This is a genomic window from Pseudomonas sivasensis (assembly GCF_052938085.1).
In genome coordinates this window covers 3,056,903-3,078,660 of the sequence record NZ_CP176442.1, presented here as the reverse complement: position 1 = coordinate 3,078,660, position 21,758 = coordinate 3,056,903, and the positions used below count along the sequence as shown (strand labels likewise).

20 protein-coding genes are annotated in these 21,758 nt (G+C 60.8%); 14 read left to right on the top strand and 6 right to left on the bottom strand.

Annotated elements, in window-relative coordinates; genetic code table 11:
* Nucleotides 1-193: 193 nt before the first annotated feature.
* A complete protein-coding gene (locus ACKZ62_RS14255; RefSeq protein ID WP_032885654.1) occupies nucleotides 194-1,108 on the bottom strand; it encodes a site-specific integrase in 915 nt (304 codons plus the stop codon).
* Between the two features lie 108 nt (nucleotides 1,109-1,216).
* Nucleotides 1,217-2,029: a M949_RS01915 family surface polysaccharide biosynthesis protein gene (locus ACKZ62_RS14250; RefSeq protein WP_447096903.1), complete on the bottom strand. Its 813-nt coding sequence runs from the start codon at nucleotides 2,027-2,029 to the stop codon at nucleotides 1,217-1,219.
* A gap of 410 nt (nucleotides 2,030-2,439) precedes the next feature.
* Between ACKZ62_RS14250 and arnC the strand changes: the two genes are divergently transcribed.
* From arnC to ACKZ62_RS14190, 12 genes are all read left to right on the top strand, one after another.
* Nucleotides 2,440-3,471, top strand: coding sequence for an undecaprenyl-phosphate 4-deoxy-4-formamido-L-arabinose transferase (arnC, locus tag ACKZ62_RS14245; RefSeq protein WP_032885656.1), 1,032 nt, complete (start codon nucleotides 2,440-2,442; stop codon nucleotides 3,469-3,471).
* The gene (arnA, locus tag ACKZ62_RS14240) at nucleotides 3,468-5,459 is read left to right on the top strand and encodes a bifunctional UDP-4-amino-4-deoxy-L-arabinose formyltransferase/UDP-glucuronic acid oxidase ArnA (RefSeq protein WP_032885657.1); all 1,992 of its coding nucleotides are present in this window, start codon (nucleotides 3,468-3,470) and stop codon (nucleotides 5,457-5,459) included. Before arnC ends, arnA begins: the two co-directional genes overlap by 4 nt.
* A complete protein-coding gene (gene arnD / locus ACKZ62_RS14235) occupies nucleotides 5,459-6,343 on the top strand; it encodes a 4-deoxy-4-formamido-L-arabinose-phosphoundecaprenol deformylase (protein WP_032885658.1) in 885 nt (294 codons plus the stop codon). Before arnA ends, arnD begins: the two co-directional genes overlap by 1 nt.
* Nucleotides 6,340-7,995, top strand: coding sequence for a lipid IV(A) 4-amino-4-deoxy-L-arabinosyltransferase (gene arnT / locus ACKZ62_RS14230; protein WP_447096902.1), 1,656 nt, complete (start codon nucleotides 6,340-6,342; stop codon nucleotides 7,993-7,995). Before arnD ends, arnT begins: the two co-directional genes overlap by 4 nt.
* Complete coding sequence (arnE, locus tag ACKZ62_RS14225) at nucleotides 7,992-8,339, top strand: 4-amino-4-deoxy-L-arabinose-phosphoundecaprenol flippase subunit ArnE (RefSeq protein ID WP_032885660.1); 348 nt, start codon at nucleotides 7,992-7,994, stop codon at nucleotides 8,337-8,339. Before arnT ends, arnE begins: the two co-directional genes overlap by 4 nt.
* Nucleotides 8,336-8,749, top strand: coding sequence for a 4-amino-4-deoxy-L-arabinose-phosphoundecaprenol flippase subunit ArnF (arnF, locus tag ACKZ62_RS14220; protein ID WP_032885661.1), 414 nt, complete (start codon nucleotides 8,336-8,338; stop codon nucleotides 8,747-8,749). Before arnE ends, arnF begins: the two co-directional genes overlap by 4 nt.
* On the top strand, nucleotides 8,746-10,125 hold the full coding sequence (locus ACKZ62_RS14215) for a UDP-glucose dehydrogenase family protein (RefSeq protein WP_032885662.1): 1,380 nt from the start codon (nucleotides 8,746-8,748) through the stop codon (nucleotides 10,123-10,125). The genes arnF and ACKZ62_RS14215 overlap by 4 nt, the downstream gene beginning before the upstream one ends.
* Before the next feature lie 3 nt (nucleotides 10,126-10,128).
* Nucleotides 10,129-11,751 carry an ArnT family glycosyltransferase gene (locus tag ACKZ62_RS14210; RefSeq protein ID WP_447096901.1) on the top strand — a complete coding sequence of 541 codons (1,623 nt, stop codon included), beginning with the start codon at nucleotides 10,129-10,131 and terminating at the stop codon, nucleotides 11,749-11,751.
* Between the two features lie 189 nt (nucleotides 11,752-11,940).
* A complete protein-coding gene (locus ACKZ62_RS14205) occupies nucleotides 11,941-12,180 on the top strand; it encodes a type VI secretion system contractile sheath small subunit (RefSeq protein ID WP_122680988.1) in 240 nt (79 codons plus the stop codon).
* Nucleotides 12,181-12,358: 178 nt separating this feature from the next.
* Nucleotides 12,359-13,069 carry an HPP family protein gene (locus tag ACKZ62_RS14200; RefSeq protein ID WP_122765160.1) on the top strand — a complete coding sequence of 237 codons (711 nt, stop codon included), beginning with the start codon at nucleotides 12,359-12,361 and terminating at the stop codon, nucleotides 13,067-13,069.
* Nucleotides 13,070-13,211: 142 nt separating this feature from the next.
* Nucleotides 13,212-14,315, top strand: a complete 1,104-nt coding sequence (locus ACKZ62_RS14195; RefSeq protein WP_099602494.1) for an enoyl-CoA hydratase/isomerase family protein — start codon at nucleotides 13,212-13,214, stop codon at nucleotides 14,313-14,315.
* Nucleotides 14,316-14,318: 3 nt separating this feature from the next.
* Nucleotides 14,319-15,470 (top strand): acyl-CoA dehydrogenase family protein, encoded by a 1,152-nt coding sequence (locus ACKZ62_RS14190; RefSeq protein WP_339481359.1) that lies wholly within the window; start codon nucleotides 14,319-14,321, stop codon nucleotides 15,468-15,470.
* Between the two features lie 73 nt (nucleotides 15,471-15,543).
* On the opposite strand, the gene ACKZ62_RS14185 is transcribed toward ACKZ62_RS14190, so the two are convergent.
* The 4 genes from ACKZ62_RS14185 to ACKZ62_RS14170 are packed head-to-tail and all read right to left on the bottom strand — an operon-like array spanning nucleotide 15,544 to nucleotide 19,430.
* On the bottom strand, nucleotides 15,544-16,317 hold the full coding sequence (locus ACKZ62_RS14185; RefSeq protein ID WP_032885667.1) for an enoyl-CoA hydratase: 774 nt from the start codon (nucleotides 16,315-16,317) through the stop codon (nucleotides 15,544-15,546).
* Nucleotides 16,318-16,328: 11 nt separating this feature from the next.
* Nucleotides 16,329-17,456, bottom strand: a complete 1,128-nt coding sequence (locus tag ACKZ62_RS14180) for an acyl-CoA dehydrogenase (RefSeq protein WP_032885668.1) — start codon at nucleotides 17,454-17,456, stop codon at nucleotides 16,329-16,331.
* A gap of 9 nt (nucleotides 17,457-17,465) precedes the next feature.
* Nucleotides 17,466-18,650, bottom strand: coding sequence for an acetyl-CoA C-acyltransferase (locus ACKZ62_RS14175; protein WP_032885669.1), 1,185 nt, complete (start codon nucleotides 18,648-18,650; stop codon nucleotides 17,466-17,468).
* Nucleotides 18,651-18,662: 12 nt separating this feature from the next.
* Nucleotides 18,663-19,430 carry an SDR family NAD(P)-dependent oxidoreductase gene (locus ACKZ62_RS14170; RefSeq protein ID WP_447096900.1) on the bottom strand — a complete coding sequence of 256 codons (768 nt, stop codon included), beginning with the start codon at nucleotides 19,428-19,430 and terminating at the stop codon, nucleotides 18,663-18,665.
* A 292-nt stretch (nucleotides 19,431-19,722) separates the two neighbouring features.
* Here ACKZ62_RS14170 and ACKZ62_RS14165 point away from each other — a divergent pair, with 292 nt between their 5' ends.
* On the top strand, nucleotides 19,723-20,616 hold the full coding sequence (locus ACKZ62_RS14165) for a bestrophin family protein (protein ID WP_447096899.1): 894 nt from the start codon (nucleotides 19,723-19,725) through the stop codon (nucleotides 20,614-20,616).
* Nucleotides 20,617-20,693: 77 nt separating this feature from the next.
* A complete protein-coding gene (locus ACKZ62_RS14160) occupies nucleotides 20,694-21,752 on the top strand; it encodes a tetratricopeptide repeat protein (RefSeq protein ID WP_095184748.1) in 1,059 nt (352 codons plus the stop codon).
* The last annotated feature ends 6 nt before the right edge of the window (nucleotides 21,753-21,758 follow it).

Sequence of the window (21,758 nt, the reverse complement as noted above, 5' to 3'; positions counted from 1 at the left end):
AAGGCTGAACATCCTCCCTGTGGCGAGCGCCTTGATGAACTGAGCGCCTGTGGTGACCGGGCTTTTTGAGGTGATCGGGCTTTTGTGATGATCAGGCTTTTGTGGTGAGCGGGCTTGCCCCGCGCTGGTCTGCGAAGCAGACCCAATAAACTTGGGGGCTGCTATGCAAGCCGGCGCGGGGCAAGCCCGCTCACTACAGGTCGAATCGATCTACGGCTCGGCGGCGTTCGTTGTCGTCACGCACGTCATAGCTGGCGGTGGTCTGGATGTTGGTGTGATGCGCCAGCTTCTGCGCGATCGATAGGTCATGCTCCTCGATCACCCGCGTGATAAACGAGCGACGGAAGTCATGGGGCATGATCTTGACCCCCACCTGTTCCCCTCGCTGCCGGGCAATGTAGTAAATCGCGTGTTTAGTAATGCGTTCCCGGGTGATATGGCTACCCCGGCGGATGCGATTGAACAGGAAGCTGTCGTCCTGCTCGCCCTCTTTTAACTGCTCGCGCCGAAACGCCAACCAGGCCTGCAACTTGGCAAATGCCCATTGCGGCGCGTACTTGATCAACTCTTTGTTGCCTTTGCCAATGACCCGCAAGCTGCGCTCCTCAACGTTGATCTGCGCGAGATCCAGGTTGACCGACTCCGACTTACGCATGCCCGAGCCGTAGAGGATGCCGATGACCGCTGCATCACGCAGGCCTTGTGGCCTGGGGTCGGCGGCACAGACTTCCATCATTTCGCGGATCAGCGTGCGCCGCAGGTTACGGCCCTGGCCAAGACGCGTACCGGGCGCTGGCTTGACCGTGCGCATTCTCAACAAGTGTTCCTGACTGATCAGGCTCATGCGCCACGCTTCATTCATCACCCCGCGCACCGCATTTACATATAACGATGAGGTGTTCGGCGCGTAGCCGTCTTCGCGCAGGGCGGCTACCAGGGCGATGACGTGTTCGGGTTGCAGCAGGTGCCAGTCGATGTCTTCAAGGTTGATATCCTCGAAGCCCAGGCGGTCGGCGGCGTCCTGCAGCACGTAGCGCATGGTGAGTTGGCTGGAGGGGGCCAGGCGGGTGAGGTAGAGGGTCAGCGGGTTGCGGATATGCTCAGTCAAAATAGATCAGCCTTTGGATTAAATACCTCGAACAAGCCATTGTTAAATCAAGGTATTTAGTGAATTGGCGAGGGCCGAGTCTAGCGCAGCACAGGCCCTCTTACCAAATCATGGGGCGGTTTCTTCGTCCTCCGTGGGTTCCTGGGGCTGGGTCTGGGCCTGGCTCCATTCGGCGTCCTGCTTTTGCATCAGTGCGAACCAATGCTGACGCATGAACGTGAGATACGCCTCGGGCGCATTGGCGAAATCCTTCTCATCGCCATAGCAGCCGGGTAACGGCAATTCGGTGCCCTGCTCCTTGTACTGGCTGACGAGCGCCTGTTGCCCGGCGGTGCTGCAATCCTTGGGCAGCGGCATCCCGCGCAACGCCCCGGCCTCTTCATCCCACCAGGCGGCGCCGTAGCGGTCGACACCGCGCAAACGGTACTTCTGCGACTTGCCCACATGCATGATTAGCTTGAACTCATTGGGGCTGATGTCGCTGGTGCAGGTGCGCGAATAGCCCACAGTGGCCTGGGTGATGCCATCGCCAGACAGGTCGGTGACCTTGGTCGCGGCTTGGTCGAAACGCAACGCCGCGTCAAATTCGCAATGCTGCACATCGTCGTAGAGCATCCACACGCGCTTGGGGCGGTTACCGTCGATCAGGTACTGAGCGGCATACACAAAGGACGACTGGGTGCCGTCGTCATCCCGCTCGCTGACTTGTTCAGCCAGCACCAGCAGATTCTTGCCCTGGCGGTCGTCCCAGGTGTAAGCGGCGATCTGCTTGCCACGTACTTCCACGCCATCCGGCACCTGATCGAGGCTGGTCAACGCCACGCTTTCATCGGCGCGAACGGTCGTGACACACGCCACGCTCATCAACAACCCCATCAATACTGGCCGCAACTGGCCGCGTAAAAGCTGCACGCTATTCATCCGATTACCCTGCCAAGAGACGCGTTACTTTACCGGCACTTGAGAGGCATTGCAGAGAAGATTCTTCAATCGTGGTCGAAGCCTGTTTGTGTTCGCCCACGCTGTAGCAAATGCGTTGCATGCCGTTCCTGTTTCACCGCGATCCAGCCCCCCTTAGCGCCCTCACGTTTAGCTGAACCCTGGCTGTCTGGCTGTCAAATAAACGAATTTTCGACTTCCGCTTCATACCTTTCCTACATTTTTGAGCTTAATCTTAAATACGGAAGCTCAAGGTGATATTCACATTTTTGAACTAACCTCTTGATTAGAATTCGATTTTTAGCGGTTCCCAACCGTTGCACGGCGTTTGTATCCAATGATTGCGGGCGTTTTCACGCGCCACGCTGCTCTAACCCCGAGGTCATAAATCTTTGAAACCCTACCCTATTCATCGCGTGTCGATCGTTATCCCGGTCTACAACGAAGAAGAAAGCCTGCCTGAATTGCTGCGTCGCACCACCGCGGCGTGCAGGCAACTGGCCTACGAATACGAAATCATCCTGGTGGATGACGGTAGCCGTGACAACTCGGCCCAACTGCTGGAAGACGCTGCCGCAGAAGACGGCAGCAACGTGGTGGCTGTGATCCTCAACCGCAACTACGGCCAGCATGCCGCGATCATGGCGGGTTTCGAACAGTGCCAGGGCGAAGTGGTGATTACCCTCGATGCCGACCTGCAGAACCCTCCCGAAGAAATCCCGCGCCTGGTGGAGCAAGCCGCCCTCGGCTACGACGTTGTCGCCACCGTGCGCAACAATCGCCAGGACTCGGCGTTTCGCCGCTGGCCGTCACGCCTGATCAACCTTGCCGTGCAGCGCTCTACCGGCGTAGCCATGACCGACTACGGCTGCATGCTGCGCGCTTACCGCCGCACCATCGTCGACGCCATGCTCGCCTGCCGCGAGCGCAGCACCTTTATCCCGATCCTCGCCAACGGCTTCGCCCGCCACACCACGGAAATCCTGGTGCACCACGCCGAGCGCGAACACGGTGAGTCCAAATACAGCGCCATGCGCCTGATCAGCCTGATGTTCGACCTGCTGACCTGCATGACCACCACGCCGCTGCGCCTGCTGTCTATTGTCGGCTTCAGCCTGGCGGCCCTGGGCATGCTGTTTGCCTTCGCGCTGATCGTTCTGCGCCTGGCCTTCGGTGCCGACTGGGCGGGCGACGGCCTGTTCGTGCTGTTCGCGGTGCTGTTCGTCTTCACCGGTGGCCAGTTCATCGGCATGGGCCTCTTGGGTGAATACCTGGGCCGCATGTACAGCGATGTGCGCGCCCGCCCACGCTTCTTTATCGAAAAAGTGCTGCGCAACCAACCGGCAGCACCGGCTCCTGTGGTCGTCGTTGACGGCCTGGTGTCTTCCCATACTTCCACTTCCGCCGATCAGGTTCAGTCATGAGTTCAAAAGCTGTTGTATTCGCGTACCACGATATTGGTTGTGCAGGCATTGAAGCGCTGCTCAATACCGGCTACGAAATTGCTGCTGTGTTTACCCATGCCGACGACCCCAAGGAAAACAACTTCTACGGTTCCGTTGCCCAACTGTGCGCCCGCAACGGTATCCCGGTGCATGCGCCAGAGGACGCCAACCACCCTTTGTGGATTGAGCGCATCGCCAAGCTGAACCCGGATTACATTTTCTCTTTCTACTACCGCAACCTGCTGAGCGAGCCGCTGCTGGCCACCGCCCGTAAAGGTGCGTTCAACCTGCACGGTTCGTTGCTGCCCAAGTACCGTGGCCGCGCCCCGGCCAACTGGGTGCTGGTCAATGGCGAAACCGAAACCGGCGTGACCCTGCACCGCATGGTCAAGCGTGCGGATGCCGGCGCGATCCTCGCCCAGCAAAAAGTCACCATCGAGCGTAGCGACACCGGCCTGACCCTGCATGCCAAGCTGCGTGAAGCCGCCAGCAACCTGCTGCGTGATGTCCTGCCGCAACTGGCCGAAGGCAAGCTGACTGAAACCGCACAAGATGAAAGCCAAGCCACTTACTTCGGTCGCCGCACGGCCGCAGACGGCAAGCTGGACTGGAAACACCCGGCTGAAACCCTGTTCAACCTGGTTCGCGCCGTGACTCAACCGTATCCAGGTGCTTTCTGTGCCGTGGGCGAACACAAGCTGATCGTGTGGCAAGCCGAGGTGGTTAAGGGCAACGAAGGCCTGGCACCGGGCCGGGTGATCAGCGTCAACCCGCTGCGCATCGCCTGCGGCGAAGACTCCCTGGTGGTCAAGTTCGGCCAGCGCAACGACAACGGCCTGTACCTGGCCGGCCCTTCCCTGGCCAACGAACTGGGCCTGGTCGACGGTTCCGTGCTGCGCGGTGCCGAATCCGGCCGCAAGCCACGCCGTACCCGCGTGCTGATCCTGGGCGTGAACGGTTTTATCGGTAACCATCTGTCCGAGCGCCTGCTGCGTGACGACCGTTATGAAGTCTACGGCCTGGACATTGGCTCCGACGCCATTGAGCGCCTGCGCAGCCACCCGAACTTCCATTACGTCGAAGGCGATATCAGCATCCACACCGAGTGGATCGAGTACCACATCAAGAAGTGCGACGTGGTACTGCCGCTGGTGGCCATCGCCACGCCGATCGAATACACCCGTAACCCGCTGCGCGTGTTCGAGTTGGACTTCGAAGAAAACCTCAAGCTGGTGCGCTACTGCGTCAAGTACAACAAACGCGTGATCTTCCCGTCGACCTCTGAAGTCTATGGCATGTGCCAGGACCAGTATTTCGACGAAGACACTTCCAACCTGGTGGTTGGCCCGGTCAACAAACAGCGCTGGATCTACTCGGTCTCCAAGCAACTGCTGGACCGCGTGATCTGGGCCTACGGCGCCAAGGGCCTGAACTTCACGCTGTTCCGGCCGTTCAACTGGATGGGCCCACGCCTCGACCGCCTGGATTCGGCCCGTATCGGCAGCTCCCGTGCGATCACCCAACTGATCCTGAACCTGGTGGAAGGCACGCCGATCCGCCTGTTCGATGGTGGCGAGCAGAAACGCTGCTTCACCGACATCGCCGACGGTATCGAAGCCCTGGCCCGCATCATTGATAACGACAACGATGCCTGCAACGGCCAGATCATCAACATCGGTAACCCGGAAAACGAAGCCAGCATCCGCCAGTTGGGCGAAGAGCTGCTGCGTCAGTTCGAAGCGCACCCGCTGCGCAGCAACTTCCCGCCGTTCGCCGGTTTCCGCGATGTGGAGAGCAAGGCGTTCTACGGCACCGGTTACCAAGACGTGGCACACCGCAAGCCAAGCATCGAAAACGCCAAGCGCCTGCTGAACTGGGAGCCAACCGTGGAGATGAGCGAAACCATCGGCAACACGCTGGACTTCTTCCTGCGCGAGGCCATGCTCGAAATCGCGGATAAGCGCTAATGCAGGCAGGTCTTCGCATTGACGTCGATACCTATCGGGGCACCCGTGAAGGTGTGCCACGGTTGCTCGAATCCCTGGACGAGGCCGGGGTAAAAGCGACGTTCTTCTTCAGTGTCGGGCCGGACAACATGGGGCGCCACTTGTGGCGCCTGATCCGCCCGCAATTCCTGTGGAAGATGCTGCGTTCCAACGCTGCCGGCCTGTACGGCTGGGACATCCTGCTCGCCGGCACTGCCTGGCCGGGCAAGCCGATCGGCCGTGACTTGGGGCACTTGATGCGCCAGGCCAAGGCCGCGGGTCACGAAGTCGGCCTGCACGCCTGGGATCACCATGGCTGGCAGGCCAACACCGGACGGTGGAGCGATGCACAACTGGTCGAGCAAATTCGGCGCGGCGTGGAGACCCTGAGCGACATCCTGGGCGAACGCATCGACTGTTCGGCGGCCGCCGGTTGGCGTGCCGATGAGCGAGTGGTGCAAGCCAAGCAAGGTTTCAACTTTCGCTACAACAGCGATTGCCGGGGTACCAGCCTGTTTCGGCCGACATTGGCCGATGGCAGCGCAGGTACGCCACAAATTCCGGTGGACCTGCCGACCTTCGACGAAGTCGTCGGGCCGGTGGTGGCCGCCAAAGACTTCAATAGCTTCATTCTTGACCGGTTTGCCGAGTCGAAGCTCAACGTCTACACGATCCACGCAGAAGTAGAAGGGATTCTGATGGCCAACGATTTTCGCCAGTTGCTTGCCCAGGCAGGGCAGCGCGGCATCGATTTCAAACCGCTGGGTGACTTGTTGCCTGCGGACCTGACCACCCTGCCCCAGCAACAGTTGGTGCGCGGCGCATTGAGCGGCCGTGAGGGTTGGCTTGGAGTGCAGCAGGCATGATTCGGCGTTGGGCCTTGCCCCTGCTCCTGTTAGCGTTTGGCGTGTTTTACCTGCTGCCGCTGGCCACCCATGGCCTGTGGATTCCTGATGAAACCCGCTACGCACAGATCAGCCAGGAAATGCTGCTGACCGGCAAGTGGGCGTCGCCGCACTTCATGGGGATTCGCTATTTCGAAAAGCCGGCTGCCGGTTACTGGATGATCGCGCTCGGCCAGGCGATCTTCGGGCAAAACCTGTTTGGTGTGCGCTTCGCCTCGGCGTTGAGCACCGGTTTGAGCATCCTGCTGGTGTACCTGGTGTCGCGTCGGCTGTGGAATGACCCGCAAAAGAGCCTGGTCAGCACCGTGCTGTACATGAGCTTTGTCAGCGTCGCGGCCTTGGGCGGTTATGCCAACCTCGATCCGCAGTTCACCTTCTGGGTCAACCTGACCGGCGTTGCCCTGTGGTTCTGCTTCGACAGCACCTCCCGCAACGGCCGCCTGGGATCCTGGGCGCTGCTGGGTTTCGCCTGTGGCATGGGCTTTATGACCAAGGGATTCCTGGCGTGGCTGTTGCCGGTGTTAATCGCCCTGCCCTACGCGATCTGGCAGAAGCGCTTTCGCGAACTGCTCGGTTATGGGCTGGTCGCCGTGGTTGTCGCCATTGCAGTGAGCCTGCCGTGGGCACTGGCCGTGCATCTGCAAGAACCGGACTATTGGAATTTCTTCTTCTGGCACGAGCATATCCAGCGTTTTGCCGGCGAGGATGCCCAGCACGCCGAGCCTTTCTGGTATTACCTACCGTTGCTGGTCGCGTTCAGCCTGCCGTGGGTCGCACTGCTGCCGTCCACCCTGAAACAGGCGTGGCAGGAAAAACGTGCAGCGAAAACTGCCTTCCTGCTGCTGTGGCTGCTGATGCCGCTGGCGTTTTTCAGCCTGGCCAAGGGCAAGTTGCCCTCCTACATCATGCCGTGCCTGTTGCCGCTGGCGCTGCTGATGGGCTCGACACTGGCGGACAAACTCGCCGCAGGCCGCGGCCGTGTCGTGCGTATCAACGGTTGGCTGAACCTGGTGATTGGCGTCGCGGCGTTACTGGCGCTGACGTGGTTTCAACTGAAGAGGCCCGTCTACGAACACGGTCAGGAAACCCTCAGCCTGGTGCTGGTGTTTGTCTTCCTGTTCGGCTGGATCATCGCCAACCTGCTGCAAGCGTCACGCCCGCTGCGCTTGTGGGCAGCGCCGGTAGTCGGCAGTTGGTTGCTGGTGGCGTTGGTCCCGGCCGCACTGCCCCATTCGGTGGTTTACAACAAGACTCCGGACCAGTTCATCATCGATCACCTCCAGGAGCTGAGCCAGACCAGCGCGTTGCTGAGCAATGACCTGGGCGCAGCCTCCGCCTTGGCCTGGCGTGTCAAGCGCCCGGACGTGACCCTCTATAACACCGTCGGCGAAGTGAAATATGGCTTGGCCTTTGACGATGCGGCCCATCACAAGGTCGACACCACACAGGTCCAGCAGTGGATGAGCGATGCACGTAAACACGGCGCCGTCGGGGTGGTCATGCGTGTGAAGGGTGACGACGAAATCGCCGAGGTGGACTTGCTGCCCAAAGACGGCAAGCGCTACGAGCAAGGCAACATCGTGATCCTGGTGTTCCCGCAGGTTGCGCCATGATCACGCTGTGCCTGTTATTGGCCGCCTGCCTGCTGACATGCATGGGCCAGGTTTCGCAAAAATTCGCCGTGGAAAGCTGGCGCGACCAGCCCGACGGTTGGGCGCTGAAGCTGCGCTCGCCGTGGCTGTGGTCGGCCCTGCTGTGCCTGGGTTTTGGTTTGCTGGTGTGGTTGCTGGTGTTGCAGCGCCTGGAAGTCGGTATCGCCTACCCGATGCTCAGCCTCAATTTTGTCCTGGTCACGCTGGTGGCGCGCTTTGTGTTCAAGGAACACATCGACACACGGCATTGGCTGGGTGTCGTGCTGGTCATTGCCGGTGTGGTGCTGTTGGGGCGCCAGGTATGAGCCGCGTGCGTGGTTTTGCCCTGGCCCTTGGCAGCGTTGGCCTGGTCAGCGCCGCCCAATTGGGCATGCGCTGGAGCATGACGCGCCTGCCCTTGCCCACCGAATGGCTGGCGGCGTTGAACAGCAACGCCATCGACTTCGCTGCGTTGGGCGTGGTGAGCCTGGCGATCTTCGCCTACGCGCTGTCGATGCTCTGCTGGCTCGGCGCGCTCAAGCACCTGCCCCTTGGCCGCGCCTATTCATTACTCAGCATCAGCTATGCGCTGGTGTACCTGTTGGCCGCCAGCCTCCCGGTGTTCAACGAACATTTTTCCGTTTCAAAAACCCTGGGGGTGGCGCTTGTCATCCTCGGTGTGCTGATCATCAACTCTCGTCGTGCCAGTGCTACTCGTCCCAGGAATGCCCCATGAAAATCAGTGTATTTGGTAGTGGTTACGTCGGCCTGGTACAGGCCACCGTATTAGCCGAAGTCGGTCACGATGTGATCTGCATGGACGTCGATCAAAACAAGGTCAAGCTGCTGCAGCAAGGCCATGTGAGTATCTTCGAACCGGGACTGGCCGCCATGGTCAAGGAGAACCTGGAAAGCGGCCGCCTGAATTTCACTTTCGATGAGAAGCTCGCCGTCGAACACGGTGAAGTGCTGTTCATCGCCGTCGGCACGCCGTCGGATGAAGATGGCTCGGCCGACTTGAAGTACGTGCTGTCGGTGGGCGACGCCGTGGCCCGTCATCGAGTGGCCCCGGTAATCCTGGTGGAGAAGTCCACGGTCCCCGTGGGCACCGGCGACACCCTGCGCGCCCATATCGAAAAAGCCCTGCACGTCGCTGGCCGGCACCTGGAGTTCGATATCGTCTCCAACCCGGAATTCCTCAAGGAAGGCTCGGCGGTTGCCGACTGTCGCCGTCCGGATCGCATCATCATCGGCTGTGAGCGCGAAGAAGTGCGCGAGGTGATGCGCGATCTGTACGCGCCGTTCAACCGCAACCACGACCGCATCATCTTCATGGACCTGCGCAGCGCCGAGCTGACCAAGTACGCCGCCAACTGCATGCTGGCCACCAAGATCAGCTTTATCAACCAGATCGCCGAGCTGGCCGAGCACCTGGGGGCGGATATCGAAGCCGTGCGCCTGGGCATCGGTGCCGACTCGCGCATCGGCTATCACTTTATCTACCCCGGTTGCGGTTACGGCGGTTCATGTTTTCCCAAAGACATGCGCGCCTTGATCCACAGCGCCAAACAGGCCAACTGCTCCAGCGACCTGTTGGAAGCCGTAGAAGCGATCAACCAACGCCAGAAGAGCAAGCTGTTCGAGCGCGTCAATGCGTTCTTCCAAGGCAATCTGCGCGGCAAGACCTTCGCCCTGTGGGGCCTTGCGTTCAAGCCCAACACCGACGACATGCGCGATGCACCCAGCCGCGTGCTGATGGAAGCGCTGTGGGCTGCCGGCGCCAACGTGCGCGCGTTCGACCCGGAAGCCATGCAGGAAACCCAGCGCCTCTACGGCGACGAAGAACGGCTGATGCTGATGGGCACGCCGGAGTCCACTCTGGTTGGCGCCGATGCGCTGATCGTGTGCACCGAGTGGCAGCAGTTCAAAGCCCCCGATTTCGACCTGATCCACCAGCGCCTGAAAACCCCGGTGATCTTCGATGGCCGCAACCTGTATGACGGCGAGCGCCTGTCGCGCAAGGGCTTCCAATACTTCCCGATAGGGCGAGGCGACTCATGTCAGTTGCCGATTCCGCAGCAGCAGTGGGTGCCACAGGTCGTGGAAGCCTGATACGTGAACACAGCCCGACCGCCTTTGCTGAGTGCCACGATCCGCCGCCAATCCCTCTGCCTGGGATTGCTGGCGCTGTTGCTGTTTATCGCCGGCAGTTGGCACCAGGCGATTATCGGTTTCGACTCACGCTTCGTGCTGTTCGCCCAGGAAATGCTGCGCCATGGGCCGGGCTTTTTTCCCACCACTTACGGCCAGCCGTATGCTGATTATCTGGCCACCTCGACCCTGATGACCTGGCTGTTGTCGCTGCCCCTGGGCCAGGTCACCAGCCTCACGGCCTGGCTGCCCACTTCGATGGCCTCGGCACTGATCGTCATCCTGGTGTATCGCCTCACGGCGCCCTACTCCCAGCGCTGGGGCTTGTTGAGCATTGCGGTGCTGCTGTTGAGCACCACCTTTATCAGCGAAACCCGCGCCGTGTCCCTGGACCAGATGCTCGCCGCGATCACCTTGACGGTGTTTTATCTGGGTTACGCCCATGATCATTTCTCTGCGGGTAAACGTCTGCACTGGCTGTTTCTGCTTTTGATCCTGGGGTTCGCGATACGCGGGCCGATTGGCCTGGTCGTGCCCACCGGGGTGCTGTGCAGCTATTACCTGGTCAACCGGCAATGGCGCCAACTGCTCAGCTTCGGCCTCCTGGCGCTGGCGCTGCTGCTGGCCTGTGTCGGCCTGCTGTTGCTGATGGCCAAACTCAGTGGCGGTGAGCGTTTCATGCAGGACGTGATCCGCATGCAGTTCCTCGGGCGCATGGATGGCAGCGAAGGCAGCAGCGGTGTGCTGTATTACTTCACCAGCTCCCTGGGTAATTACGCCTTGGCCTATCCCCTGGCGTTGCTGGTGCTGCTGGCAGTGGCGACCGGTGGGCGGCGCACGCCGGAGCCGGCCTTGCAATTGGTGCTGTACTGCGCCGCTGCCGGCTTGCTGGTGATGGTTGGCCTGTCGATCCCCCAGGCGAAAAAGGCGCGCTATGTACTGCCGATGCTGCCCATGGCGGCGATTATTGCGGCGTATCCCTTTTACGGTGCACGCGGGCGGCTTTTCGCCGGGCTGCGCGCCCTGATGCTGGGTCTATGGACGCTGCTGCCTACGCTGCTGATCGCCGGGCTGCTGTTCGTGCGCCCACGTTATCCGGAACAACTGAGCCATCTAGGCTTGGTGCTGGGTGTGCTTGGTGCGCTGCAGGCATTGGCGCTGTTGTCGTTGTTCGTCTCTCGTTTACGACCGGTGGGGCCGGCCTTCGCTGCGGTGTTGGCGGTGTGGGCTACCTATATCCTGGTGGTGGAACCGCTGGAGCGCAGTGTCTATGACACCCGCACATTTACCTTGAACGTTCATGAGCAGGTGATGCAGCAGCGTGCCCCCGTGGTCTTGCACGGTTTGGGCAAAGACGCCAAGGCCATCAAATACATGGTCAACCTCGACTGCGATCAGGTGCCGTTGTTTACCCAGCAAGCTGCTGACCTGACGCCGCTGCAAGGACCAGCCTGGCTGGTGATGAGCGAAGAGGATTTCCGCGCGCTTAAAGATCCGCGCTTTGCCACGCTCACGCCGACCTTAACGGGTGAGTTCGATCGCAACACCTTTGTCCTGCTGTACCTGGCCAAACCCCCACAGCCTTGAGTCGACCCGGAAGAATCCTACGCAGCTATGCGTAATGGCTGGTGTCATTTCACTTTCCGGGGGTTGAAACCCAACTGTAAACTCGATGGCCATGTGGGGTAGGTCTTTACCGCCACAGGCCATGGAACACAACAAGGACGTTAAGAGCGGCAGCCATCACTGCGGCTCACTTCGCGAGAGGACAATGCCGTGCCAAATGATCGTTTACCTGATACTCCTGCTGCCTTGATCCGGGATGAAGTGCATATCGGCTACCTGCCCATTCCGCCGTTGGATCGACTGATGTCGCTACGCAACGCTCTGGTGGCACTCAAAGGTCCCCTCTCTGGCGAGCCAGGGCTCCTGGAAAACCTGCAAAAGCATATGTTCAACGAAGAGACCGATATCCGCGTATTGGGCAAACTGAACACCGCGTACATTCCCCTTTGATGAAACGGGTTTTAATTCAATATTTATGCATTAAAACCTCATTAATATGCATTGGCGCCGATAATCGAGGCGCGGCACACTGCGCAGGTTCCTCCCCCAAATGCAGGAACGTTCAAAGGGCTTTTCCGGGAAACCAGACAAGCCTTTTTTTTGCCCGCCGTTTATGGATTTCTTTTCAATGCTCGCTCGCTGGTTTCCCGCTGCAATCAATACTCGTCCTACCGAATGGAGCCGTGCCGCCATTGGCATGGCACTGGGTACATTGTTCAGTGTCTGGCTCTGTGCCCAGGTATTTGGCATGGAGGTGGCGCTGCACCTGCTCGGCCCGCTGGGGGCCTCGGCGGTGTTGTTGTTTGCCGTCTCCTCCGGTGCGCTGGCGCAACCCTGGTCGATCATCGGCAGCTACCTGTGCGCCGGTGTCGTGGCATTGCTGGTCGCGCGGGTTCTCGGACGCACCTTGGGCGGCGCTTGCCTGGCGGCCGGCATGGCAGTGGTGTTGATGTGCTGGCTGCGTTGCCTGCACCCACCCGCAGGTGGCCTGGCCATGACCCTGGTGCTGGCCGACCCGGCTTCCGCCGCACTGGGCTGGCATGAGTTGGGCGCTGTGCTGCTCGGCGCCAGCGCCCTGCTGGCATGTGCGCTGGCCTACAACAACGCCACTCGCACGCGTTATCCCAAGGGTGCTGTCGAGTCCCCTTCGGCCGTATTGAATACCCCCGATGCAGCGCGAAACCCTGCCGTGACCGCCGCCGATTTGAAGCTGGCGCTTGCCGAGATGGAGCAGTTCTACGACGTGGCGCCCGCAGAGCTTGAACAACTGATTCACGCGGCCGAAACCCACGCGCGCCGTCGCAGCATCGGCGAAGTACTGGCCAACCGCGCGCCCTGAGCAGAGGCCCGGGCGCCCTGCATAAATGCAACAACCACCTGCATGATTCCGGGTTGTACTGCGCAAATTTGCACTGGTACGATCGCGAGATGGTTCGTCCGCGAACATCTTGATAAAGAACAATAAAAGCAGGGAGTTAGAGATGACTGCTCAGGTTTCATCCGAAGCAAGCCGCGCCGATTCACCTCAGGAAGAGGTACTGGCCGACGTCCGCAACCATATCGGCCACCTCACCCTTAACCGCCCTGCGGGTTTAAACGCAATCACCCTCGACATGGTTCGCAGCCTGACCCGGCACCTGGAAGCCTGGTCCGACGATCCATCGGTCTACGCCGTGGTCCTGCGAGGCACGGGCGACAAAGCCTTCTGTGCCGGCGGCGATATCCGTTCCCTGTACGACAGCTTCAAGAATGGCGACACCCTTCACGAAGATTTCTTCGTCGAGGAATACGCCCTCGACCTCGCCATCCACCACTACCGTAAGCCCGTGCTGGCGTTGATGGACGGGTTTGTCCTCGGCGGTGGCATGGGCCTGGTGCAAGGTGCCGATTTACGTGTCGTTACCGAGCGCAGCCGCCTGGGCATGCCGGAAGTGGCCATTGGTTATTTTCCCGACGTGGGTGGCAGCTATTTCCTGCCGCGCATTCCGGGCGAACTGGGGATTTACCTCGGCGTCACCGGCGTGCAGATCCGCGCCGCCGATGCACTGTATTGCGGTTTAGCGGATTGGTACCTCGACAGCAACAGGCTCGCCGACCTGGACCAGAAACTCGACCACCTGCAATGGCACGACTCTGCGCTCAAAGACTTGCAAGGTGTGCTGGCAAAGCTTGCGGTGCAGCAGCTGCCCGATGCGCCTTTGGCAGCCTTGCGCCCGGCGATCGACCATTTCTTCGGGTTGCCGGATGTGCCGAGCATCGTTGAGCAATTACAGGCCGTCACCGTTGCCGACAGCCATGAATGGGCGCTCAACACGGCCCACCTGATGCAGACCCGCTCGCCCCTGGCCATGGCCGTGACTTTGCAGATGTTGCGCAAAGGCCGCCGCCTGTCGTTGGAACAGTGTTTCGCCCTGGAACTGCACTTGGACCAGCAATGGTTCAAGCGCGGCGACCTGATCGAAGGCGTGCGCGCCCTGATCATCGACAAGGACAAAACCCCGCGCTGGAACCCGCCAACGTTGCATGGGCTATCAGTTGCCCACGTCGAAAGTTTCTTCCAACAGTTCGAGCAAATTGCGAGATAAGCCATGCAAGATATTGAATACACTGAAGAACAAGTGATGATCCGCGACATGGCGCGTGACTTCGCCCGACGTGAAATCGCCCCATCTGCCCAAGCCTGGGAAAAAGCCGGCTGGATTGACGACAACCTGGTAGCCAAGATGGGCGAACTCGGCCTGCTGGGCATGGTGGTCCCGGAAGAATGGGGCGGCACCTACGTCGACTACGTGGCTTATGCCCTGGCGGTGGAAGAGATTTCCGCCGGCGATGGCGCCACCGGCGCACTGATGAGTATCCACAATTCAGTGGGTTGCGGGCCGATCCTCAACTACGGCACAACGGCGCAGAAAGAAACCTGGTTGGCAGAACTTGCCAGTGGCCAGGCGATTGGCTGCTTCTGCCTGACCGAACCCCAGGCCGGTTCCGAAGCCCACAATCTGCGCACTCGCGCTGAGCTGCGTGACGGCCAGTGGGTGATCAACGGCGCCAAGCAATTCGTCAGCAACGGCAAGCGCGCCAAGTTGGCTATCGTGTTTGCCGTGACTGATCCGCACTTGGGCAAGAAAGGCATTTCCGCTTTCCTAGTGCCCGCCGACACCCCTGGCTTTGTGGTGGACCGCACCGAACACAAGATGGGCATACGCGCTTCTGACACCTGTGCCGTCACCCTCAACCAATGCACAGTTCCCGAAGCCAACTTACTGGGCGAACGCGGCAAAGGCCTGGCGATTGCGCTGTCGAACCTGGAAGGTGGCCGCATCGGTATCGCCGCCCAGGCCCTGGGTATCGCACGAGCAGCGTTTGAAGCGGCGCTGGCCTACGCCCGAGACCGGGTGCAGTTCGACAAGGCGATCATCGAGCATCAGAGCGTGGCTAATTTGCTGGCGGACATGCAGACCCGCTTGAACGCGGCCCGCCTGCTGATCCTGCACGCAGCGCGCCTGCGCAGTGCCGGCAAGCCGTGCCTGTCGGAAGCGTCACAAGCCAAACTGTTTGCCTCGGAAATGGCGGAGAAGGTCTGCTCGTCAGCGATGCAGATACATGGCGGCTACGGCTACCTGGAGGATTACCCGGTGGAGCGTTACTACCGGGATGCGCGGATCACGCAGATTTACGAGGGGACCAGCGAGATTCAGCGGATGGTGATTGCCAGGGAACTCAAGAACTACCAGCTCTGACAGACACCAACGAACTACTGTGGGAGGAGGCAAGCCCCCTCCCACATTTGCACTTCAGTACATGAAGATTGGCTTACTTATCCTTGAACTCTGGCGCGCGCTTGGCCACAAACGCCGCCATACCTTCCTTCTGATCCAGCGTCGCAAACGCCGCATGGAACACACGGCGCTCAAAGCGCACGCCTTCGGACAGGCTCACTTCAAACGCACGGTTCACGCTTTCCTTGACCATCATGCTGATTGGCACCGACTTGCCAGCAATCAGCGTGGCGACCTTCAGCGCTTCATCCAGCAGCTCATCGGCCGGCACAATGCGCGCGACAATCCCGCAACGCTCAGCCTCCACCGCATCGATAAAACGCCCGGTCAGGCACATTTCCATGGCCTTGGCCTTGCCTACCGCGCGGGTCAGGCGCTGGGTGCCGCCCATGCCGGGCAGGACGCCGAGGTTGATCTCTGGCTGGCCGAATTTGGCGCCATCACCCGCCAGGATGAAGTCGCACATCAGCGCCAGTTCGCAGCCGCCGCCCAAAGCAAAACCGTTGACGGCGGCGATGATCGGCTTGCGGCGGTTGGCCACGCGGTCGCTGTCGCTGAACAGGTCATCGAGGTAAATCTGCGGGTAGGTCAGCTCGGCCATTTCCTTGATATCGGCGCCGGCCGCAAAGGCTTTCTTCGAACCGGTCAGCACGATGCAGCCGATGTGCGGATTGGCTTCCAGATCATCCAGTGCATGGTTCAACTCACTGACCAACTGCGCATTCAGCGCATTCAGGGCTTGCGGACGATTCAGGGTAATCAGCCCGACGCGGCCCTGGACGTCGAGCAAAATGGTTTCGTAACTCATGTATCGGCTCCTTAGAGATTGCGTGAGATGACCATGCGTTGAATATCGCTGGTGCCTTCGTAGATCTGGCAGACCCGCACATCGCGGTAGATCCGCTCCAGGGGAAAGTCGCTCAGGTAACCGTAACCGCCCAAGGTTTGCAAGGCGGCCGAACAGACTTTTTCGGCCATTTCCGAGGCAAACAGCTTGGCCATCGACGCTTCCACCAGCGCCGGCTTGCCACTGTCGCGCAAGGCGGCGGCGTAATGCACCATCTGCCGTGCTACGGCGATTTGCGTGGCCATGTCGGCGAGTCGGAAGGCTACCGCCTGGTGTTCGATCAGCGGTTTGCCGAAACTCTCGCGCTCGCGGGCGTAGTCGCGCGCCGCTTCAAACGCGGCACGGGCCATGCCCACTGCTTGCGAGGCGATGCCCACGCGGCCGCCTTCGAGGTTGGCCAGGGCGATCTTGTAGCCCTCACCCTCCTCACCCAAACGGTTGGCCACCGGGACCTTCACGTCTTCAAACAGAATCTGGCACGTGTCGGACGCATGCTGCCCCAACTTGTCCTCGACCCGCGCGACGCTGTAGCCCGGCGAATCGGTGGGCACGATAAACGCGCTGATCCCGCGTTTGCCTGCCGCTGGGTCGGTAACGGCAAACACAATCACCACCCCAGCGTTTTGCCCGGAGGTGATGAACTGTTTACAGCCGTTGAGCACGTAGTGGTCGCCGTCCAGGCGCGCTCGGGTTTTCAGGCTGCTGGCATCGGAACCGGCCTGCGGTTCGGTCAGGGCAAAGGCCCCCAGCATGGCCCCGCTGGCCAGGGGCGTGAGGAACTGCGTTTTTTGCTGGTCGTTGCCGAACTTGAGGATGGGCACGCAACCCACCGAGTTGTGCACGCTCATGATGGTGGAGCAGGCTCCATCACCGGCGGCAATTTCTTCTAGGGCCATGGCGTAAGCCAGGTAGCCGGTATCGCAACCGCCCCATTGCTCCGGCACCAGCATGCCGAAAAACCCCAGTTCGGCCATCTCGCCGATGGCCTCCTTGGGAAAGCGGTGCTCGCGATCCCATTCGGCGGCGAAAGGTTTGAGACGTTCCTGGGCGAATTGCCGGGCCGCGTCGCTGATTTGCAGTTGTTCGTCATTGGGCAGCATCGTGGCTCCTTAATACAGGCATTCGACGGCCATGGCTGTGGCTTCACCACCGCCGATGCAGATCGCGGCAACGCCACGCTTGAGGCCCTTCTGGCGCAGGGCCGAGAGCAAGGTCACCAGGATGCGGGCGCCCGAGGCACCAATCGGGTGGCCGAGGGCGCAGGCACCGCCGTGAACGTTGACCTTGGAATGGGGGATTTGCAGCTTGCTCATGGTCACCAGGCTGACCACCGCGAAGGCTTCGTTGATCTCGAACAGATCCACTTCATCAAGGTTCCAGCCGGTCTTGCTCATCAATTTGCGAATCGCACCCACTGGCGCCACGGGAAACAGCCCCGGCTCATCGGCAAATGCAGCATGCCCATGGATCACCGCCAACGGCTTGAGCCCACGTTTGTGCGCCTCGGACTCGCGCATCAGCAGCAGCGCCGCAGCACCGTCGGAAATCGAGCTGGAGTTGGCCGCTGTCACCGTGCCGCCTTCGCGGAACGCCGGTTTGAGGCTGGCAATCTTGTCCAGCTTGGCTTTGGGGGGCTGCTCATCGTGCAGAATGGTTTTTTGCTCTTTGCCGACAGTGACCTGTACCGGGACGATTTCGGCAGCGAAGTTGCCGTGGGTGATCGCCTCCTGAGCGCGGGTCAGGGAGGCAATGGCGAAGGCATCCTGGGCTTCACGGGTGAAGCCGTTATGCAGGGCGCAGTCTTCGGCGAAGGTGCCCATCAGGCGGCCCTTGTCGTAAGCGTCTTCCAGCCCGTCGAGGAACATGTGGTCGAGGACGCGGCCATGACCCATGCGGTAGCCACTGCGGGCGCGGTCCAGCAAATACGGAGCGTTGGACATGCTCTCCATACCGCCAGCAATCACCACATCGACACTGCCCGCCAGCAGTGAATCATGGGCCAGGATGGCGGCTTCCATACCTGAGCCGCACATCTTGTTGAGGGTGGTGCAACGGGTGGACTTGTCCAACCCGGCGCCCAATGCCGCTTGCCGCGCTGGCGCCTGACCCAGGCCAGCAGGGAGTACGCAGCCAAACAGCACTTCATCCACGGCGTCGGTGGCGATACCGGCGCGCTCTACCGCTGCACGAATAGCGGCGGCACCGAGTTGAGGTGCGGTCAGTCCCTTGAGGTCACCCTGGAACCCGCCCATGGGCGTGCGCACGGCGCTGACAATCACGATGGGATCAGTCATGGGTCACTCTCCTTACTTGGCTGCCATGCGCAAGGCGCCGTCAAGACGGATCACCTCGCCATTGAGCATGCTGTTTTCAATGATGTGCCGCACCAGTGCGGCGTATTCGACAGGCTTGCCCAGGCGTGGTGGGAATGGCACGCCGGCGGCCAGGGAGTCGCGCACTTGCGGCGTCATGCCGGCCATCATGGGCGTCTCGAAGATACCGGGAGCGATGGTCATTACGCGAATACCGAAACGCGCCAATTCACGAGCCGCGGGCAGTGTGAGGCTGGCGATGGCACCTTTGGAGGCGGCATACGCAGCCTGACCGATTTGCCCATCGAAGGCGGCCACGGAAGCGGTATTGATGATCACGCCGCGTTCACCGTCGGCATTCGCTTCGGTTTCCGCAATGGCCGCAGCGGCCAGGCGTAACAGGTTGAAGCTGCCGATCAGGTTGACGTTGATCACCTGGGCGAAGTTCGCCAGCACGTGAGGGCCGTTCTTGCCGAGAATTTTCTCGCCGCGCACCACGCCTGCGCAATTGACCAACCCGTGCAAGCCGCCAAAGGTCGAAACCGTGGCTTGAACGGCGGTTTCAGCAGCAGCTTCCTGGCTGATGTCAGCCACCGCACTGCGGGCGTTTTCACCCAATTGCTTGGCCTTGGCGGCGACCGCTTCGGCGTTCAAATCCACCAGCATCACCTTGGCACCAGCGGCGATCAGCATCTCAGCGGTGGCCGCGCCGAGGCCCGAAGCGCCGCCGCTGACCAGAAAAACCTTGTTTTCAATCTGCATCATTGTTTCCTTGAACGATGGACCGGGTAACGAGCGTATGGCCCAGATAGTCGCTTGGGTGCTGCACAGCGACAATGGTCAAAGCTTTCAACATGGCTGACTGGTTTGGCCAAGGGGGGCAAGGCACTGGTGGTGAGTGGACTTGCCCCGCCCACCACAGAGGCCTGCTTGACACAGAAGCTGGCACACCTCCGATCATAGACCCCACCGATCAGCCGGTAGGCCCAAGCGATTGGACGCCCTCCCTATCAGCTTCTAACCTGATGGCCTGCGCCACCAAAGAAGCCCCCCCATGATCGTGCGTCCTAAACCCAATCTCCTGGGTATCCTGTTTTCCCTAAAAGGTTCGATTGCCAAGCGCATCGCCCTGCGCAGCCTACTGGTCACGTTGCTGGCGTCAGTGATCGTGCTCGTGGAAACCCTGCACCCCGCGTACTTCTCCAAGGTCAACGCCACGCCCTTCACCTTGCTCGGGCTCTCGTTGTCGATCTTCATGAGCTTTCGCAACAATGCCTGCTATGACCGTTGGTGGGAGGGCCGCAAGCAGTTGGGGCAGATGATCATCGAGGTGCGCTCGCTGATCCGTGAAACCCAAGTACTCGCCGATGCCGCTGAACGTGCGCGCGTGTTGCGCGGGCTGGGGGGCTTTGCCCATGGGTTGATCGCACGACTGCGCCATGAAAATGAAGCCCAGGCGATACAGCCCTGGGCCAGTGTGGAAGCGGACCATCCCAACCTGCCGGACCGTGTGCTGCAACAGCTCGGCGGGCGGTTTTCGGTACTGGCTCAGCAGGGCGTCATCAGCGAATGGCGCTACACCCAGCTGGAAACCCGCTTGGTCAGCCTGAGTCTGGTTCAGGCCTCGTGCGAGCGGATAAAGACCACGCCACTGCCCTTCCCTTACACGCTGCTTTTGCACCGCACCATCTACTTGTTCTGTATTCTGCTGCCCTTCGCCATGGCCGAACCTCTGGGCTGGCTGACACCGGTGTTCACCGCCATTGTCAGCTACACCTTTTTTGGCCTGGATGAAATCGGCGATGACCTGGAAGACCCGTTCGGCTTTGATGAAAACGACCTGCCCTGCAATGCGCTCCTACGCACCTTGGAGCGTGAGATTCTCGCGGCGCTGGGCGAAACCGAACTGCCAGCGCCCTTGGAGCCAGTGGAGTACGTGCTCACCTGACGCCGGTTTGACACCTGCCCTGGTCTGACCGAAGCTGACGGCCTTTGTAATAGCTACTCAAGCTTTCGGACGCCTGCATGTCAAAGTCACGCCGTTACGCCATCGTCGGCCTGTGCGCCCTGTTCTTCATTGTGCTGCTCACCTGGTATTTCTCCCGCTCCGCCCCGGTGGCTGTGGCTCCCGCGATTGCCCATGGGTACGCCAAAGCGTTGAAACAGGCGCGTAACGGCGAGCCTGGCGCCGCCCGAGTGCTGTATCAGCAATTGGGCCGCCCGGACCTGACCGATGAGCGCCGCGCCGCCCTGCATGCCGAACTGCACAACTATCCAAGCCCCCAGGCCCTGAAGCTGGCGGATAAAGACCTGATCAATGAATCGCCGGTGGTGCGCGAAGCGGCGATCCACAGCATTGTCGGCCTGGTGCCCACGGGCCAGCGCACCCTGCTGCTGGGGCCGGCGCTGGATGACCCCGAGCAAAGCGTGCGCTTTGCCGCCGCCAATGCCTTGCTCGGCCTTTCGCCGGACACCCTTGGCCTGTATTTCGGGCCGCTGCAGCAGGTGTTGGACGAATTCGTGAAATACCTCAAGGCCCAGCCCGAAACCGCCGAGGGGTGGATTCAGCTGGCACGCCTCTACATCCACAGCGCGCTGTTGCCGGAGGCGCAACAGGCCCTGGAACAGGCGATGCGTTTGCAACCGGACAACCTGCAAGCAGTGGTCGCGCAGATCGAGCTGTTGGATAAGCAAGGCAAGACCGACGAGTCCCGCCAATTGCTGGCGCGGCAGTTGGCGTCTCACCCCGAGTCCGCCTACTTGCAACACGCCCTCGGCATGTGGCTGCTGCACCATGGCGAGCGGCCTTATGCCCTCCTCGGCCTGTCCAAAGCGGTAGAGCTTGAGCCGGATAATCAGGATTACCGCTACGACCTGGCCACCACCCTGCACGACCAGCAGGAGCTGGAGGCAGCGCAGCGCCAATTGGAAGAAATCGTCCAGCGCCACCCGGCCAATCGCAAGGCTCGGGTGCTGCTGGTCAACTACTGGAAAGAGAGTGGGCAGTTGCAGAATGTCCAAGTGCTGCTGGCTCAGCTTGAGCAACAGAATCCGGACGATCCGGCCTTGCAGCAAGGGCTCTAAGACACG

Excerpts from the sequence above, each read along its gene's own strand:
- ACKZ62_RS14250 (WP_447096903.1), bottom strand. The coding sequence starts at position 2,029 with ATGAATAGCGTGCAGCTTTTACGCGGCCAGTTGCGGCCAGTATTGATG.
- arnA (WP_032885657.1), top strand. The coding sequence starts at position 3,468 with ATGAGTTCAAAAGCTGTTGTATTCGCGTACCACGATATTGGTTGTGCA.
- arnD (WP_032885658.1), top strand. The coding sequence starts at position 5,459 with ATGCAGGCAGGTCTTCGCATTGACGTCGATACCTATCGGGGCACCCGT.
- arnT (WP_447096902.1), top strand. The coding sequence starts at position 6,340 with ATGATTCGGCGTTGGGCCTTGCCCCTGCTCCTGTTAGCGTTTGGCGTG.
- arnE (WP_032885660.1), top strand. The coding sequence starts at position 7,992 with ATGATCACGCTGTGCCTGTTATTGGCCGCCTGCCTGCTGACATGCATG.
- arnF (WP_032885661.1), top strand. The coding sequence starts at position 8,336 with ATGAGCCGCGTGCGTGGTTTTGCCCTGGCCCTTGGCAGCGTTGGCCTG.
- ACKZ62_RS14215 (WP_032885662.1), top strand. The coding sequence starts at position 8,746 with ATGAAAATCAGTGTATTTGGTAGTGGTTACGTCGGCCTGGTACAGGCC.
- ACKZ62_RS14200 (WP_122765160.1), top strand. The coding sequence starts at position 12,359 with ATGCTCGCTCGCTGGTTTCCCGCTGCAATCAATACTCGTCCTACCGAA.
- ACKZ62_RS14195 (WP_099602494.1), top strand. The coding sequence starts at position 13,212 with ATGACTGCTCAGGTTTCATCCGAAGCAAGCCGCGCCGATTCACCTCAG.
- ACKZ62_RS14190 (WP_339481359.1), top strand. The coding sequence starts at position 14,319 with ATGCAAGATATTGAATACACTGAAGAACAAGTGATGATCCGCGACATG.
- ACKZ62_RS14185 (WP_032885667.1), bottom strand. The coding sequence starts at position 16,317 with ATGAGTTACGAAACCATTTTGCTCGACGTCCAGGGCCGCGTCGGGCTG.
- ACKZ62_RS14180 (WP_032885668.1), bottom strand. The coding sequence starts at position 17,456 with ATGCTGCCCAATGACGAACAACTGCAAATCAGCGACGCGGCCCGGCAA.
- ACKZ62_RS14175 (WP_032885669.1), bottom strand. The coding sequence starts at position 18,650 with ATGACTGATCCCATCGTGATTGTCAGCGCCGTGCGCACGCCCATGGGC.
- ACKZ62_RS14170 (WP_447096900.1), bottom strand. The coding sequence starts at position 19,430 with ATGCAGATTGAAAACAAGGTTTTTCTGGTCAGCGGCGGCGCTTCGGGC.
- ACKZ62_RS14165 (WP_447096899.1), top strand. The coding sequence starts at position 19,723 with ATGATCGTGCGTCCTAAACCCAATCTCCTGGGTATCCTGTTTTCCCTA.
- ACKZ62_RS14160 (WP_095184748.1), top strand. The coding sequence starts at position 20,694 with ATGTCAAAGTCACGCCGTTACGCCATCGTCGGCCTGTGCGCCCTGTTC.